The organism is Enterobacter sp. NFIX58 (genome assembly GCF_900110475.1).
GTDB lineage: Bacteria > Pseudomonadota > Gammaproteobacteria > Enterobacterales > Enterobacteriaceae > Enterobacter > Enterobacter quasiroggenkampii.
Window position 1 is genome coordinate 1,164,330 of record NZ_FODW01000001.1, and the last position, 15,920, is coordinate 1,180,249.

The window sequence follows — 15,920 nt, forward strand, 5'->3', positions numbered from 1 at the left end:
TAGAAAATTACCGAATAGATTATCTTAAAATTTTTATTGTTAGTTTCAGTTCAAAAGCATACATTTTCTCAGCAAAATTTCTTACCTTCCATGGCAAAGAAAAATATAAGCTATGCACAACAACAACTATAGCAGTAGAACAATGTCACTCCTTTTTCTCCAACCTTGAAGTCGTAACTTTTACCTTTGGGAATGAACATCCAATCGCCCTCTGTTAATTCAATACCATTATATATTATTGTCCCTGACATAATTAATCTGAACCCATCACCTTCATCATGAGAATGTAGTGGGACAACAGTATCAGCAGCCCCAACTGAAATAAAAAATTGTGAAGCCATTTCAAGATGAACGGGTAGTTGCCATTTTTTAAATCCTAATGGTACATTGTCTACCTTCAATGCATTACAAACTTTTGCCAGATTAGCATCACGAGAGGTAATTATAGATGTCGGATACTTCATTTTCTCTTTAGCAAAGGCATTCTCGATTCTTTTGAGTCCCTCTGCAAAAGTAAGTTTATTGGGCTTAAACGTCATATATCCTCCGATCACAGTTAGTATCAAGAGTCAGTATGATCTATTAAAGTACTCGTGCTTTAGTATAAATGTCGTATTAAACGCTTTGGTGTTGATAGAAATTGATTAGAATTCAGTGTGGCTAATATATTCTTAATCTCCTGTTAAGTTCTGCTATAGCATGTAGCTATTTTTCGTCAATAAACATGCATAGTTGTCACCTGTTCTTCCCGTACCAAGCAGCCAGTACTGCCATTATCCATCTGGTATATCGGATTGTAGTTGCCGGTCTAATACTCTTGAGCAGCACCGGAAAGATCAGACGACCTATAATCTCTTCTGTATATCGCCTATTTAGCCTTGCTACTTCGAAAGCACCTGTTACGAGCGGGATAGCTGAACCGCCATTAACACAAAGATCATCAAGCTACTCGTATTCATGTTTACGAGTCGTTGTGGTCATCTGTCGTAGGAATGATAGGTGCTCTGTAGCACTGATAGTTCCTTTACCAATAAGGCAAAACAGATTGTTATCCGTGGACCAGGCCGTCTTGCGTTCAACTAGCCTTAACTGACTGCTCAGTACTTCCTCTTCTATCCCGGCCAATAGCCTTACACCATCCCTTTCAACGTGGCTCTCAATGTCAATACCTAATAGTTTTCCCTCAATGCTTGTTATGGGAATAGCCCAATGATCAATAGTCATTATGTAATCCTTTTTAAGTTAACTTACTGAGAATTGATCGCTTTACCTATTAATCATTAAGAATCGATCGATATTTAAAAACCTACCACTTTTAGTGGTATAAAAAGTACATGAGCTTAAAGGGATTTTTTCGGTACAGGATTTTGTGGTTTTTGCTTGCAACACTGTGCGTATACACAGTTATTTATGGGAGGGCTAAGAAATGGGCAATAAGAAAGGTTACGATCCATCCATACGTAGAGGTGTTCACCAGTTCTCCAACAACGGGGTATGGTTCACGGTCTGTCATCGTGGAAGTGCTCTTGAGCAATTCAAGTTTGGTGATCAGGTGATTTTTGAAGGTTCTGTAGGCGGGGTGTTCTGGATTGGTACGGTGCAACCGAATTGTTTCATTTTGCTTAGCGAAACGCCATTCAAAGATGTTCTGTACGCTGTGAGTTATCTACATGCTGAACAACGTGTGATTGAACAACATGGCGATGATTGGTTCTGTGGACAAGAAGAACTACCGTTCTAGATTGTTGTTTAAAAGGTGGCTATTATCATGCTACTTGAGATATCAATAAGAACAATCGGAATCATGAAATTTTATAAGTATGTTGGTGCTGAAACAGCAAAAATCATCATTCAAAATTCAACGTTAAAGTTCACTTCTCCTGTGAATTTCAACGATCCCTTTGACTATTTCCCTGCGGTTCAAGAAGAGGGATTAAGGAAATTTACACGCCGCATTAACGATGAAATTGGTGGTGGGGTTAAGCGTTACAAGAGCAATCATCGTGAGACTTCTAAGCATCTCCAGTCTCTACGCAGTGGTGCATTTAGAGATCTTTATACCCGCAACATGTCCATAAGCTGTTTCAGTAAGTCACCTTTCATACTCCCGATGTGGGCACACTATGCTGATAACCATGAAGGTTGTGTCATTGAGTTTGAATTCAAATCAGACAGCCTTCAAATAGTAGAGTATTATAGCTTGGGTATTAATCAACTATCACAAATTCTTATTCCTTTTGATGTGAACTATTCTGAGGATCGACCTCCGCTTTTTGATGAGAATGGACGTACTGACGGCCCTAATACTGGTTTCCAAGCTTGTTTAACTAAAGCTAAAGAATGGGAGTATGAGCAAGAAATGCGTGTTGTAACAAAACAGCCTGAAGGGATCTACTCATTTAAAAGATCACAAATGACAGGGTTATATTTTGGCATGAAAATTGATAAAAAAGATAAAACAGACTTGTCAAGAATTATAGATGGCTCAAATAATTACACTGGCACAAAAATACGTAAGCATGATGTAGTTATGGCTTATGATAAATTTGAACTATCAAAAATCCAGTTCCGCTTATGAAAAGTGGATATGACCATGGATTATTTAAAACGGACGAATACAATATTAATTTCGCTAGTTATAATTTCATTCGTCTTCGCTATCATAGCTTTTTCAAAGGTGATTTTTAATAGTATGAGCGGCTTAGAATGGGGTAGCGTATCAGATTGGGTGAGTACAGGATCGTCTATAGCGACAACTTATATAGCCTTCCTTGCGTATAAGGCTGCCCCCAATTGGTTTAAACAAAAGACTTATGAAGCAGGTTTTAACCATGTTAACAATTTAATCAGTGAATATGATTCGATTGAAGAAAATATTCAAAGGTTGTATTGGGATGTTATAAGTATTAAACCAAGCAATTCTCACACATCTCAAACATGGGGAGAAATTAAAACACTAGCATATAGGGCGATTAGTCTAAAAGGAAATCTTTTTGCTTGTCAAAGATTCAATGTTTCCGTATTACCTGAGACATTCAGGTGTTTCGAAAGGTTGAAGCAATTCTGTGATATCTCATATCAATTACAAGGTCGCATTTACATGCAAGATGATGAAAAGATACTAGAGGTTCATAAGGAATTAGAAGATCTAAAAGATTACATTAAACATGATTCAGATAATATCAAAAGTAATATGCACGACTATTTCATATTTCCCAAATGAGTAAAAGACCACCTTCTTAGAAGGTGGCTTTCTAGAATGCCCCCTGTAAGGGGGGCTATTGTTTCATTCCTGTTTCTACTCTAGCAATTCCATCTGCTGTTCGTGCGTTTGTTCCGTTTTCTCCTGATGCCGCACATATCGTCTGATGATCTCTTCGTTTACCCCTACCGTATCGACAAAGTAGCCGCGTGACCAAAAATGGTTTCCCCATAACCTCTTTCTTATATATGGAAAACGATTGTAGAGTCTGATGGCACTGCGACCTTTAAGATGCCCCATCAACGTTGATATGGAAATTTTAGGCGGCACGATAACCACAAGATGTACATGATCTGGTTGAACATTTAACTCCAGAACTTCACAACCTTTTATTCCGCAGAGGATGTAGATTGTCCTGTAAAGTTCCTTACCCAGCTTATCTTTGAGGATCCTGAATCGATATTTTGGCGTCCAGACTATGTGGTATTTGCAACGCCAATATACATGTGATGAACTCCTGTAAATCCCCATGTCAGTCTGTCTCCTTTTACTTGTGGTGAGTAAGAAGAGATATTCCGACATGGGCATTCTTCAGGCTATAGCCTTACAGGATCAATCACCACCTCCCCAGGAGGTGGTTTAGGGATGACAATAAAAGCCCACTATGATAGTGGGCTTTGTAGGTTATTTCGCTTCGACTAACCAGCGTCCACCAGGCTTTGTTATCTCATACTGGTACTGATCATCACACCACACATCTATACGGCCTGAGAAGTTCGCATTGCTAAACGTAGTGAGTTTATCGCATGTGTAATCACGCTGGATAAGAGCCTGAGCGAAATCCTTAGCGTCCTGTAACTCCTGATCTGTGAGCTGGTTAGACGGTTCTTCGGCTTGTGCTTCATGCTTGCCATCATCACCCGCGAGTTTGATCAATAATGCTATCAACACCATGACAACAGCTATCACCCTTCCCATTGTTACACCCTATAAATTATCTGTATTTTATACCGTAACTGTTTTCATCAGTCCTTAATGAATTGTTGTACTGAATACCCTACTTCGCCGGAATGACCGAACGACACGAACCCATGATCCATAACCTGTACGTTACGTATCGTCATAGGTTCTTCAACCGTAACGCAAATACCAGCTTTGACCATCTTCAACATCACCCCCTGATCTTTAGTCGAGATAGCACTAATCATCTTCATCAGATTGCCGTAGCTGTCGCAGTAAAAACCCTCAGAGATAGTAGCGGCCTGTGATGTACTCGCCATGAATAATGTTGCTAATAATAGTTTTTTCATTTTGGCCCTTATAATCTATCAGTAATGATAGTTAGGAAATCAACAACAGATTTCCTATCATGGGTAGTATCGGCCTTAAGTAGAATTTCTTTACTTACATGTGAACTGAAGGGAGTAAATCAGTACTGAGGATTATCATATAATAGCTTCACGCCACACCCACACCTTCAACAAACCTACCCACCGTTGGGGGCATGAGGTTGTGAGTGTACTTGATTTCGTTTACAGTGGTAAAGTCTTTGTGCTGATTATCATGACAACAGGATCATTTATAGATGGTTTGCAGGAAAACAAATATCACCCTTATCTCTATTGTTGGAGTATTATTAACTTTAGCAGTTTTGGTACTCATTAAGGTTCTCTTCGCTGATGTTAAGGGATTTGAATGGGGATCATTTACGGATTGGTTAAGTGCCATTGGGACATTTGGTACTTTCATAATTGCTATCATCGCGTTAATGAAAGTACCGGATTGGATGGCTCAGAAACATTATGATATAGCTTATACTATTATTGAAAATGCTGTATATAAAGATCTTTCTAATATCCGCACATTAAGCTTTCGAGCTAAAAATACGATATTAGCTTTAACAAAAAAAATTGTCGAATCTGTTAGAATCGATGGTGATGATGTTAAAATCAAATCACATATTGATGAGCTAAATCAAGAGTTGGAAAACAAAAATGATGAATATCATCGCTTATCATATGGTATCATAAATCAATTCAAATCAATTTCACGTACTAATTATGACATTAGTGAACACGCAAGTGAAATTGAAAACTTCGTTCAAAAAACAACTAAAGAATATGATGATATTTTCACTCGAATTTATATAGCTCTTGGGGAATACGAGAACCTTTACTTTGCTGATAAAATAGCAAAAGACATCTTTGAAAAAGAAATAAATGATATTCGTCATGCCGCAGTAAAAAATAACAAACAGTTATTAGATAAAATAAATAAAGTTTACTCACAAAATCTACCAATAAAAGATTTTATAAACCGCAAAAAAAAATAAAGCCCCTTTCGGGGCTTCTTATTGCAATTAATTTCTTTTTTTCTGGAACTTTCTGAGGGCTAAGCGTATGAGCAGGAACAGTACCGTAGCGTAGATGAGTACCATAACGATTAAGGCAATGAACCTTACCGGATCTGCATCAGCTTCATATAACCCACTCAGGCCGGAACCGAAAGTACTATAGGCGGTATCCATTACCCATTGAGTAAACCCATTGAGAGGTTTACCGAAACTTGATAGCCACCATGAAAAGATGATGCAGATACTATATAAGGCTGCATACTTAACGAATCCTACAGTTCGCATAGTTGCTACCCCCTTGTACGTCCACCCAGCCATACGCCATTAATCCAGATCTGGAACCTGGTACTTTTACTTTTTTTGTACGGAGCAACTGACTACGTACAGTATAGAAATCAGGGCGATTGAGGAATGTTATGCATCCCTCTGATACACCCGTTCCATCTGGCCGTAATGGATGCAAACGGAAACTACCACGCGATACACCATTAATCAGAATGCTATCTGTCATGGTTTGAGCACTGAAGAGTGCAAACCATTCGGAGTGATCGTTACCAGTGATTGTATCTATCCCCCATGCCCGGATCTGATTAAGAGTAGAACCCGTAGGCCTATCAACGATCCAGTACCGTCCAGTAGGGATTGCACTGTTAGGCATAAACGCACAATTGGGATCATTGGTATATGGGTTTTGCCCACTGAATACCGAGAAAGTTCCTATTCCATAGACGTGTAATTTGGCATAGCCATTTTTATCAATGTCGTCGTATGTCATCCTCATTATTTGCATACTGTTTTCCCTGATGTTTGCATAGAGGAAGTCTACCATACGTGAGAAATACAAACAGCACCGTTGGAATAATTGCCAAATTATTTTCTGAAAGTAGTATTGAAAAAGCACTCGTTCTTTAACGGAACAAGTTATAGGCCATTCTAAATACATGTACTATTAATCGGCAATTTGATATACGTCGTTCCGTTACTCTGAAAAGAGGTAGATTAATCATCTATGTATTATAAATGCACTTAAATCGCTTCTGTCAGGTATGTAGACTACTCTTAAAGTCGGAACATTCAGCCCTTTTTCGCATTTTTCTAATGCTTGATGCTGGGGTAATCATCAATCTAAGCCAAAAGCATCAACCTGTTACTTGCAGGTTATCCTACTATAGACATACGCTTTGACAATCCGCATACCCCAACCTATACATTTGTTAACATTAACCGACGAGGCACTGATTATGGCCCCTAAAGAATATGTTTTTTATAGCACGCTGGAAGAAGCTATTGATGCCGCTCGTGAAGAGTTCCTCGCCGATAACCCCGGCGTTGAAGAAGAAGATGCTGACGTGCAACAACTTAATATCCAAAAATACGTTCTGCAGGATGGGGATATTATGTGGCAGGCCGAATTCTTTGCCGATGAGGGTGAAGAAGGGGAATGCCTGCCGGTCCTGAGCGGTGAAGGTGCGCAGGCCGTCTTTGACGGTGACTATGATGAAATCGAACTGCGGCAGGAATGGCTGGAAGAAAACACCCTGCACGAGTGGGATGAGGGCGAATTTCAGCTCGAGCCACCACTCGATACGGAAGAAGGTCAAACCGCAGCCGATGAGTGGGACGAGCGTTAATTTACGCTACTCGTAAGGGCCGTGGCTGGCATCGATCGGCAGCAGCAGCGTGTCGAAAATTAGCGAGAATGGCAGATCCAGCACGGTGAGGTAGCGCCATGCGGAGTCACGGAGATCCCATTTCACGCCCGGGTAATACTGATTCCCGTGGCCTTGCCCTGGAATGGTGCGGCTGATGATGCTGCCGCAGCCGCTGAGCAGGCATGCCATCAGAACGACGATGATTATTCTCATGAGTAACCTCTAAAAAAATACCGGCGATTAAGCCGGTATTTTATCTGGCGGGTGGCGCTTCGCTTACCCGCCCTACTTAACCACTTACTTCGCCTTCAACGCCAGCGGGTTCAGCTTCAGTTCTTTATAGTAGTTTACCCACGAAGAGTATCTCTCCGGAGCGGACCACACGCGGTAGTGAAGACGCGCCATCGTGACCGGGTCGCTCAACAGGACCAGACGACGGTCACGGTTGAGTTTTTCCGGGGTCTCGTTCAGCGCCTGCTCAACGTGACGATCGCGGGCAATCTCCAGCACCTGGCTGGCACGGTGGCGCGCGGTGGCCATCGCCGTTGCCAGGGCGTTGAATGACGGGTTAAACACGGCGTGCATAAAGCCGTCATCCAGCGTGCGATTGCGGTTCTGCTCGAGATAACGATCGGTGTCCACCAGCACCTGCGGCGGGGAATACTCTTCCGGGATCAGGAACAGCTTCCAGCGTTTGGTCCGCAGCCCCACCGTCGAACGGCTGGAGATCACGGAGACAAACGGCGACAGGATCAGCGAGAAGACAATCGGCGCCAGCCAGAACAGGAAGCGCAGATCCAGCCACGCCATCCCGGCCGCCCACACCAGACCCAGCAGCAGCTGAGAACCGTGGCGCATAAAGGCTTCGCTCCACGGCGTGGAGTCGTCATCACGCTGCGGTGAGTTCCAGACCACTTCCCAGCCCAGGAACGCACTGACCACGAACACGGTGTGGAACAGCATACGCACAGGTGCCAGCAGCACGGAGAACAGCACTTCCAGCAGCAGTGAAAGGGTCACGCGGAAGAAACCGCCGTACTCTTTCGAGCCTTTGCACCAGATCAGAATGATGCTGAGCAGCTTAGGCAGGAACAACAGCACCATGGTGGAGGCAAACAGCGCAATCGCCAGTTCCGGGCGCCACTGTGGCCACACCGGGAACAGCTGCCGCGGTTGCAGGAAGTATTGCGGCTCCGTCAGGGCATGCACGACCTGCAGCGCAGTAGAGAGCGCAAGGAACATAAACCACAGCGGTGCGGAGAGATAAGACATCACGCCCGTCAGGAACACTGCACGGTGAACCGGGTGCATCCCTTTCACCAGGAACAGGCGGAAGTTCATCAGGTTACCGTGACACCAGCGGCGGTCACGCTTGAGTTCGTCCAGCAGGTTCGGCGGCAGCTCTTCGTACGATCCCGGCAGGTCGTAGGCAATCCAGACGCCCCAGCCAGCACGACGCATCAGCGCCGCTTCCACGAAGTCATGCGACAGAATAGAACCGGCAAACGAACCCTCGCCCGGCAGCGGCGCCAGCGCACAGTGTTCAATGAACGGCTTCACGCGGATAATGGCGTTGTGACCCCAGTAGTGCGATTCACCCAGTTGCCAGAAGTGCAGACCCGCCGTAAACAGCGGCCCGTAAACACGGGTGGCGAACTGCTGGCAGCGCGCATAGAGCGTGTCCATACCGGAGGCTTTTGGCGAAGACTGAATGATACCCGCGTTCGGGTTGGCTTCCATCAGACGCACCAGACCGCTCAGGCAGTCACCGCTCATGACGGAGTCCGCATCCAGCACGACCATATAACTGTACTGATTACCCCAGCGACGGCAGAAGTCATCGATGTTACCGCTTTTACGCTTCACACGACGACGGCGGCGACGGTAGAAGATCTGCCCTTCGCCCTGCACTTCCGCAATCAGCTCCATCCACGCTTTTTGTTCCGCCACGCAGATATCCGGGTTGTAACTGTCGCTCAGGATGTAGACGTCGAAATGCTCCGCGTTGCCGGTCGCCTTTACGGACTCCCAGGTGGCACGCAGGCCCGCAAACACGCGGTCAACGTCTTCGTTACAGATAGGCATAATTAGCGCGGTACGGTGCTCAGGATTGAGGGGTTCATCCCCGACCGTTGACGCCGAAATGCTGTATTTGTCACGCCCCATCAGCAGCTGCAGGAAGCCCATCAGCGCGGTCCAGAAACCAGCCGAGACCCAGCAGAAGAGAACCGCGAACAGCAGAAGGATGCCGCTCTGCAGGATGTACGGCAGCAGCTGCATGAAGGAGACCCAGAGATCCTGGCCCATCATGTCCGTCGGGTTGATAAACGCCCAGCCCTGATAAGGCAGGATGGTTTTCATATACCAGGTCGCAACGACCGTCTGCGCCAGCGTCAGTAGCAGCAGGATGTAGCGACGGATGGTCCCCACGGTACGCCATTTCTGTTCGGAAGCCTGCTCTTCTTTCGTCAGGCGTGACAGATAGCGCGGCGTCACATCACGCCCGCGCAGGCGATCCCAGAAGCGGCCCACCGGGTTGGTGCGCCACGGATCGGGGAACATTGAGGAACGCGTGGCCTTTGGCATCGCCTGAAGCTGATCGCGCCCTTCGTCGTCTTTAATCAACTGCCCTTCTGCCAGCGAGTCCGGCCAGGCCTGCTCCAGACGTGCCTTTACTGACCCCAGCGGCGTATCATCATCACGGGAAAACTGACGATGTTCACCATCCAGCGCGGTGTGAACCGCGCGGATGTCGCTCTTAGGCAGTGCCGCTTTTTCGATATCCGTCAGCGGCATGGCATCAATATATTCAGATGTATTATTCATTGGCAGGTAGCTGATAGCTCCAGGTTTCACTCAGTGGCTGATCGTTACTGACCAGCGCTGCACGCATTTCAGTGGTCTGTTTCGGATCTTTCACTTTCACGCGCAGGGTCAGACGCCAGCCTTTGGTTACCGGGTTGTAACGCACGGTATTCTCAACGATTTCACCGTTATCACCGATGCTGGCCTGAGCGGCAACGGCAGTGTCCGGTGACAGTTTCTTCATATCCTGGCCTGTGAAGTCCACGACAAAGGCCACGGTACCGTCAGGCTGACGGATAAGATTAGACTGCTTCACATCACCCGTTGAGCGGCGAGTCTGCATGACATAGGCGTTATCCGGCGCATGCAGCTTATCTTCGTCGCGGCTGAAGGTGATGGTGTACTTGAAGTTCATCTCTTTACCGGCTTCCGGCAGCTGATCCGGTGTCCAGTAAGCGACGATGTTATCGTTGGTTTCGTCATTGGTTGGAATTTCTACCAGCTCGACCTTACCTTTACCCCAGTCACCGTTTGGCGTGACCCAGGCGCTTGGACGCTGGTCATAGCGGTCGTCCAGATCTTCAAAGCGGGAGAACTGACGACCACGCTGCAGCAGGCCAAAACCTTGTGGGTTTTCCATTGCGAAGCTGCTCACCGCCAGATGTTTCGGGTTGTTCAGCGGACGCCAGATCCACTCGCCGTTACCGGCGTGAATAGACAGACCGTTGGAGTCATGCAGTTCCGGGCGGAAGTTGGTTGCTGGTGACGGCTGGTTCGGCCCAAACAGGAACATACTGGTCAGCGGCGCAACGCCCAGTTTGCCCACTTTATCACGCAGGTAAACCTTAGACTGCACGTCAACCACCGTGTCACGACCCGGCATGATCACAAAGCGATAGGCACCGGTCGCACGCGGAGAATCCAGCAGCGCATAGATAGTCAGACGTTTGTCCGTTGGTTTTGGACGTTCAATCCAGAACTCACGGAAACGTGGGAATTCTTCACCTGATGGCAGCGCGGTATCAATAGCCAGTCCGCGCGCAGAAAGCCCGTATACCTGCCCCGCGCCAATCACGCGGAAATAGCTGGCACCAAGCATGCTGACGATTTCGTCGTTTTTATCTTTGCTGTTGATCGGGTAAAGCACCTTAAAGCCAGCGAAGCCCAGGTCTTTCACCGTATCTTTGTCGTGTTGCACATTGCCAAAATTGAAGTAATCCGGGCTGTATTTAATCTTACGTACCGCTGTGGCCGTCACTTCATTGATGGCAACAGGCGTGTCGAAATACATACCCTGATGATAAAACTCAAGCTTGAACGGGGTCTTGATGTTGCTCCAGTAGGCTTTGTCGTGATTGAACTGGATCTGCTGATAGTCCGCATATTTCATATCGCGGAAAACGGAGGGCAAGTTACTTTTCGGCGCTTCGTAGCTCTTGCCCGCCATCGATTTTGCCTGTTTTGCGACATCGTCGATGTTAAAGGCCAGTGCCGATGAGGTATACAGTGATAACACCACTGCAGCACCTAACCAACGCATTTTCATCATCTGTGGTTTATGTTTCATAATAAGTAAGCACTTCCCCCTTTGTGTGCTTATATCGATCCGATCCATTTTAATGGAAACTCAGGCAATCCGACAACATTATCACTGCTTTGTTCAGCTGCTGGCTCATGGATTAAGCAAATGAAAGAACCCATTATTCACTTTGCGTGCTTATCCTGGAGACAGGGTGTCGGTCTTGGTGTAGGGTTGCTTTCGAATGTAACCATTATGAGTCTTAGGGATAAGACGAAAAGTCTGAGAATGCACAACGTTATATGAGCACAACACCAACAGAACGTGAATATTTCCTCGACTCGATCCGGGCATGGCTGATGCTATTGGGGATCCCTTTTCACATATCACTGATTTACTCCAGCCACACCTGGCATGTGAATAGCCAGATGCCGTCCTGGTGGCTGACGCTGTTTAATGACTTTATTCACGCCTTCCGTATGCAGGTGTTTTTTGTCATCTCCGGCTATTTCTCTTACATGCTGTTTCTGCGATACCCGCTTAAACGCTGGTGGAAGGTGCGCGTCGAGCGCGTGGGGATCCCCATGCTGACCGCGATTCCGCTGCTGACGCTGCCTCAGTTCATTATGCTGCAGTACGTCAAAGGCAAAGCGGAGAACTGGCCGAATCTGTCGCTGTATGAAAAGTACAATACGCTGGTCTGGGAGCTGGTGTCTCACCTGTGGTTCCTGCTGGTCCTGGTGGTGCTCACCACGGTGAGTCTGTTCATTTTTAGCCGCCTGCGCCACCACCTGAGTTCGACAGCAGACACCTTTTTCGCCAACGTTACGATGGGCAAACTGTCAGTGCTCTTCTTGCTGTTGGGGATCGCTTATGCTGCCGTGCGACGGACCCTGCTTATCGTCTATTCGCCGATTTTAAGCGACGGGCTCTTTAATTTCGTGGTGATGCAGTCGCTGTTCTACATCCCGTTCTTTTTAATCGGCGCGCTGGCGTTTATTTATCCGAAGCTGAAAGCACTGTTTACCACTCCGTCACCGTGGTGCGCGATAGGTGCGGCCTTCGCGTTCGCAGCCTATCTGCTGAATCAGCGCTACGGCAGCGGCGACGCCTGGATGTACGAAACGGAAAGCGTGATCACCATGCTGCTGGGTTTGTGGATGGTGAACGTGGTATTCGCGCTCGGCCATCGCCTGCTGAACTTTAAGTCCAGCCGTGTGACCTACTTCGTCAATGCTTCGCTGTTTATTTATCTGGTGCATCACCCGTTAACGCTTTTCTTCGGGGCTTATATCACCCCGCATATCGCCTCCAACACGCTGGGGTTCTTTACCGGTCTGGTGTTTGTCGTGGGGATTGCGATCGTGCTCTATGAAATCCATCTGCGGATCCCGCTCCTGCGTTTCCTCTTTTCAGGAAAACCACAGGTAAAAGCCTCATAAACAACCGCGGCGCACTGAGTGCGCCGCGCTTTCTTCAGGTGTCCAGTTCCTGCCCGCGCTGGGTCAGCAACCGTTGATAAAGGTGGGTAGTTTCTTCGTCGAAACAGACAAAGATAACCTTCTCAGGCATCGGTTTTAGCGACAGGTAGCGGTAAACGGTTTCGACGGCGATCGTCGCGGCAGCCGCCTTAGGATAGCCATACACACCGGTACTGATGGCCGGAAACGCCATTGTTTTATAGCCGTTGTCGGCAGCCAGCCGCAGACAGTTCCGGTACGCCTCTTCCAGAATACTCGCCTCATGCCGATCGCCACCGTGCCAGACAGGCCCTACGGCGTGAATGACCGCTCTGGCAGGCAGATCCCCCGCAAGCGTAATGACCGCATGACCGGGAGGACACTCACCCTGCTGTTGCCGCACGGTTTTGCAGGCTTCCAGCAGCTGCGGTCCGGCAGCCCGGTGGATAGCCCCGTCCACACCGCCTCCCCCCATCAGGGAGGGATTGGCCGCATTGACGATGACGTCGACGTGCATGGTCGTAATATCGCCATGAATAACTTCAATTTGCGGTTTCATAAAGCCCCTCTGCAACCCGCCTTTTTCTTAAGTGTATCGCAGGGCTGCCCGGGAGAAAAAACTATCAGAAAAAATCCTCTTCCGCACAAAGCGGAAGAGAGAGCGTTATCGATACTGTATTTCGACAACCGCGAGCGTTTTTTCAGGGTTGAGGTATTTCATGCGCAGCGATGCCAGGTTCGAATCGGACACGTGGCCATTAAGCGCCTCTTCATAGCTGACCATGCGCGTTTGCATACGATTATTATCCGGGCAGGACAAGGCAAACTGTCTCTGATGCGGCGAAACTTCACAGGGGTCGGCAACAATGGCACCGCGAAAATGAATGACGCCACCGTTCACAATGGTAGCGGAATAAACCGGGAGGCTAAAAACAGAAACGATCAGGCCCAGACCCGTCACGAGTCGAGCGAAAGAGTGGTTCATTATAGGTACTCCTCAATGAAAATCGTCCTTGAGGGGTAAACGCACTTCATTATAACAAACGAAGTCTCACGTTAAGGAACATAATGACCTGGTCCCTGATATCAGCATAGCTCAACGGTGCAGACCCGCCACATTCGCAAGCCATTGATTACATGAATTTTTAGATCGAACTTCCCGCTGGCGACCACTGTTGTGATAAATGAAGCGATTTTCCATCTGAGACGGTGACAACGATTTTTACCGTGTCTCCTGCGTTAATATTTAAACTCAGGCGCATTAAATCAATCGTCTGATTAGCGGGTATAAAAAAGGTATTTTGCTGTCGGGACGAACTTTGTCCCCCCTGCCCTTCCCGAACGGAAACAATCTGAACCTGACAATCACACGGCTGCGCCAGAGTGACCTGGGGAATAATGGTGGTCATATTTTCCTGCTGCGACGTTTTGAAGGTTATCTGGCTGGAAAGCGCGGCAAGGAGAATTAAGGTATTCATGATGAACTCCCGAAAAAAAACAGGGCATCAGCCCTGTTTTTTGTAGCACAGATTTCAGTATCAGTACTGATGAGCTGTCGCGTGGTTACCGAAGCCGATCTGGGTAACGTTGACAGTAGAGTTAGAAGCAGTCTGGTCTACGAGGGCACCGTTAAAGCCGCCGGACTGGCTAACGTTCATAACAGATTTTTTACTGTTCCACTGATCAAGTGTTGCACTGTTGCCAAATCCTTTCTGGGTCAGGTTGATTTTACTGTCATCAGAACCCTGACCAACGTCAGCGCCGTTACCGCCACCTTTCTGGGTAATATTCAGCACGGAATTTCTGGCGTCTGTCTGCAGAGCAACCGCGGAGTTACCGCCACCGTCCTGATAAATATTCAGGGTTGAATTTGGGCCACTGTATCCGCCATGACCATGTCCATGACCCCAGCCGCCCTGATTAATAGAACCCGCCATAGCACTACCAGAAACTACGATTGCTGCAAGCGCTGCCACTTTGAGAAATTTCATGGTAAACCCCCATCGGATTGATTAAAGTCGTCGCGAAGGCGCTAATGTTGAATAACGTTAATCGCCATTTGCGACTGTTTCTGCACTACAACTGCGGTTTTCTGCGTACCGTACTGCGTAATATTTGCTCTATTACCCGACCCTTTCTGGATAATTTTCGCGCTATTACCGTATCCATCTTGCGTAATACCTGCATCATTCGCGTTACCGCTCTGATCGATCCAGGCAATATTGTAACCCCCTGATTGATCAACTCTCGCTCTGTTACCTGCCCCATCCTGGGAAACAATGGACAAGAGTTTTGAACCCTCCTGGCGAACCTGAGCGTCATTGAAAACACCCTGTTGACCAATAATGGCTGCCTGATTGAGTGATGAAAGACTTAATTCGTTAACCGCAAAGTTATATTCAGGATTGGCTAAATCTGAATTCGCTGCGGTTACAAATCCAGGCGCACCCAGTAATGTTAACACCATAAATAACGATGTGTATTTCATGTTGTCACCCTGGACCTGGTTATTGAATCACGCCATAACCGTATAACCGTGTTAATTGTAAAAACGATTCGTATTGTGTTAACGCGTCGTTACGGTGAAGAGTATGTCCGCTGAAACATTTTAAATATCTCACCCGCGCGGCTTATTTTTATTTTTCAGATCACCACAAAGTCGTAATTTACATCAAAAAACACTTTATTCAGGCCAGCTTATATTTTTTATTACAGGTGTTTTGCGAAAGGGTTGTACAGCGAGGCGAAGGCTGTCCACGGGTCTTCCCGGGGTGTTTAAACGTAACGGCTGAAGAACATTTTTTCTCAGTGCGTGACACGACACCTGTTTTCTTAAGCCAGACCACTGCTCATTCCTGGACTTAGAACCAACCTGTAACTCATACTTAATTATCGTTTCATCAAAATAACAAATAACCCTATAAATCAA

19 protein-coding genes are annotated in these 15,920 nt (G+C 46.9%); 6 read left to right on the plus strand and 13 right to left on the minus strand.

Translation table 11 applies throughout. From position 1 onward, the window contains the following. Positions 1-110: 110 nt before the first annotated feature. Complete coding sequence (locus BMW97_RS05730) at positions 111-539, minus strand: cupin domain-containing protein (RefSeq protein WP_045910179.1); 429 nt, start codon at positions 537-539, stop codon at positions 111-113. An 887-nt stretch (positions 540-1,426) separates the two neighbouring features. Between BMW97_RS05730 and BMW97_RS05740 the strand changes: the two genes are divergently transcribed. Genes BMW97_RS05740 through BMW97_RS05750 form a run of 3 tightly spaced genes read left to right on the plus strand, consistent with a single transcriptional unit; the run spans position 1,427 to position 3,223 of the window. Next, complete coding sequence (locus BMW97_RS05740) at positions 1,427-1,741, plus strand: hypothetical protein (protein WP_090392577.1); 315 nt, start codon at positions 1,427-1,429, stop codon at positions 1,739-1,741. Positions 1,742-1,768: 27 nt separating this feature from the next. After that, positions 1,769-2,578 (plus strand): DUF2971 domain-containing protein, encoded by an 810-nt coding sequence (locus BMW97_RS05745; RefSeq protein WP_090392579.1) that lies wholly within the window; start codon positions 1,769-1,771, stop codon positions 2,576-2,578. Positions 2,579-2,593: 15 nt separating this feature from the next. Further along, a complete protein-coding gene (locus BMW97_RS05750) occupies positions 2,594-3,223 on the plus strand; it encodes a hypothetical protein (RefSeq protein ID WP_045910175.1) in 630 nt (209 codons plus the stop codon). A gap of 75 nt (positions 3,224-3,298) precedes the next feature. Here the strand turns inward: BMW97_RS05750 and tnpA are convergent, their stop codons facing one another. From tnpA to BMW97_RS05765, 3 genes are all read right to left on the minus strand, one after another. Beyond that, positions 3,299-3,733 (minus strand): IS200/IS605 family transposase, encoded by a 435-nt coding sequence (tnpA, locus tag BMW97_RS05755; protein ID WP_090392583.1) that lies wholly within the window; start codon positions 3,731-3,733, stop codon positions 3,299-3,301. Positions 3,734-3,886: 153 nt separating this feature from the next. Beyond that, positions 3,887-4,180, minus strand: coding sequence for a hypothetical protein (locus tag BMW97_RS05760; protein ID WP_045908283.1), 294 nt, complete (start codon positions 4,178-4,180; stop codon positions 3,887-3,889). 47 nt (positions 4,181-4,227) lie between these two features. Further along, positions 4,228-4,512, minus strand: a complete 285-nt coding sequence (locus BMW97_RS05765) for a hypothetical protein (RefSeq protein WP_045908284.1) — start codon at positions 4,510-4,512, stop codon at positions 4,228-4,230. Between the two features lie 275 nt (positions 4,513-4,787). Between BMW97_RS05765 and BMW97_RS05770 the strand changes: the two genes are divergently transcribed. Continuing rightward, positions 4,788-5,534 carry a hypothetical protein gene (locus BMW97_RS05770; RefSeq protein ID WP_045908285.1) on the plus strand — a complete coding sequence of 249 codons (747 nt, stop codon included), beginning with the start codon at positions 4,788-4,790 and terminating at the stop codon, positions 5,532-5,534. Positions 5,535-5,817: 283 nt separating this feature from the next. On the opposite strand, the gene BMW97_RS05780 is transcribed toward BMW97_RS05770, so the two are convergent. Then, positions 5,818-6,498, minus strand: coding sequence for a DUF2778 domain-containing protein (locus BMW97_RS05780; RefSeq protein ID WP_368086724.1), 681 nt, complete (start codon positions 6,496-6,498; stop codon positions 5,818-5,820). A gap of 298 nt (positions 6,499-6,796) precedes the next feature. Here BMW97_RS05780 and BMW97_RS05785 point away from each other — a divergent pair, with 298 nt between their 5' ends. Beyond that, the gene (locus BMW97_RS05785) at positions 6,797-7,186 is read left to right on the plus strand and encodes a MysB family protein (RefSeq protein WP_045908287.1); all 390 of its coding nucleotides are present in this window, start codon (positions 6,797-6,799) and stop codon (positions 7,184-7,186) included. A gap of 6 nt (positions 7,187-7,192) precedes the next feature. On the opposite strand, the gene BMW97_RS05790 is transcribed toward BMW97_RS05785, so the two are convergent. From BMW97_RS05790 to mdoG, 3 genes are all read right to left on the minus strand, one after another. Then, complete coding sequence (locus BMW97_RS05790; protein WP_008500835.1) at positions 7,193-7,420, minus strand: YceK/YidQ family lipoprotein; 228 nt, start codon at positions 7,418-7,420, stop codon at positions 7,193-7,195. An 84-nt stretch (positions 7,421-7,504) separates the two neighbouring features. Beyond that, positions 7,505-10,033, minus strand: a complete 2,529-nt coding sequence (gene mdoH, locus BMW97_RS05795; RefSeq protein ID WP_045908288.1) for a glucans biosynthesis glucosyltransferase MdoH — start codon at positions 10,031-10,033, stop codon at positions 7,505-7,507. Beyond that, positions 10,026-11,579 (minus strand): glucans biosynthesis protein MdoG, encoded by a 1,554-nt coding sequence (gene mdoG / locus BMW97_RS05800; RefSeq protein ID WP_021240787.1) that lies wholly within the window; start codon positions 11,577-11,579, stop codon positions 10,026-10,028. The genes mdoH and mdoG overlap by 8 nt, the downstream gene beginning before the upstream one ends. 254 nt (positions 11,580-11,833) lie before the next feature. Between mdoG and mdoC the strand changes: the two genes are divergently transcribed. Then, positions 11,834-12,973 carry a glucans biosynthesis protein MdoC gene (gene mdoC, locus BMW97_RS05810; RefSeq protein WP_045908289.1) on the plus strand — a complete coding sequence of 380 codons (1,140 nt, stop codon included), beginning with the start codon at positions 11,834-11,836 and terminating at the stop codon, positions 12,971-12,973. A gap of 34 nt (positions 12,974-13,007) precedes the next feature. Here the strand turns inward: mdoC and ymdB are convergent, their stop codons facing one another. The 5 genes from ymdB to csgB all read right to left on the minus strand — a co-directional run bounded on the left by ymdB (position 13,008) and on the right by csgB (position 15,479). Continuing rightward, positions 13,008-13,550, minus strand: coding sequence for an O-acetyl-ADP-ribose deacetylase (gene ymdB, locus BMW97_RS05815; RefSeq protein ID WP_045908290.1), 543 nt, complete (start codon positions 13,548-13,550; stop codon positions 13,008-13,010). A 105-nt stretch (positions 13,551-13,655) separates the two neighbouring features. Then, the gene (locus tag BMW97_RS05820) at positions 13,656-13,976 is read right to left on the minus strand and encodes a type 1 fimbrial protein (protein WP_045908291.1); all 321 of its coding nucleotides are present in this window, start codon (positions 13,974-13,976) and stop codon (positions 13,656-13,658) included. Between the two features lie 160 nt (positions 13,977-14,136). Further along, complete coding sequence (gene csgC / locus BMW97_RS05825) at positions 14,137-14,469, minus strand: curli assembly chaperone CsgC (protein WP_045908292.1); 333 nt, start codon at positions 14,467-14,469, stop codon at positions 14,137-14,139. Positions 14,470-14,529: 60 nt separating this feature from the next. After that, positions 14,530-14,982: a curli major subunit CsgA gene (gene csgA, locus BMW97_RS05830; protein ID WP_008500842.1), complete on the minus strand. Its 453-nt coding sequence runs from the start codon at positions 14,980-14,982 to the stop codon at positions 14,530-14,532. A gap of 41 nt (positions 14,983-15,023) precedes the next feature. Beyond that, on the minus strand, positions 15,024-15,479 hold the full coding sequence (csgB, locus tag BMW97_RS05835; RefSeq protein WP_045908293.1) for a curli minor subunit CsgB: 456 nt from the start codon (positions 15,477-15,479) through the stop codon (positions 15,024-15,026). Positions 15,480-15,920: the final 441 nt, after the last annotated feature.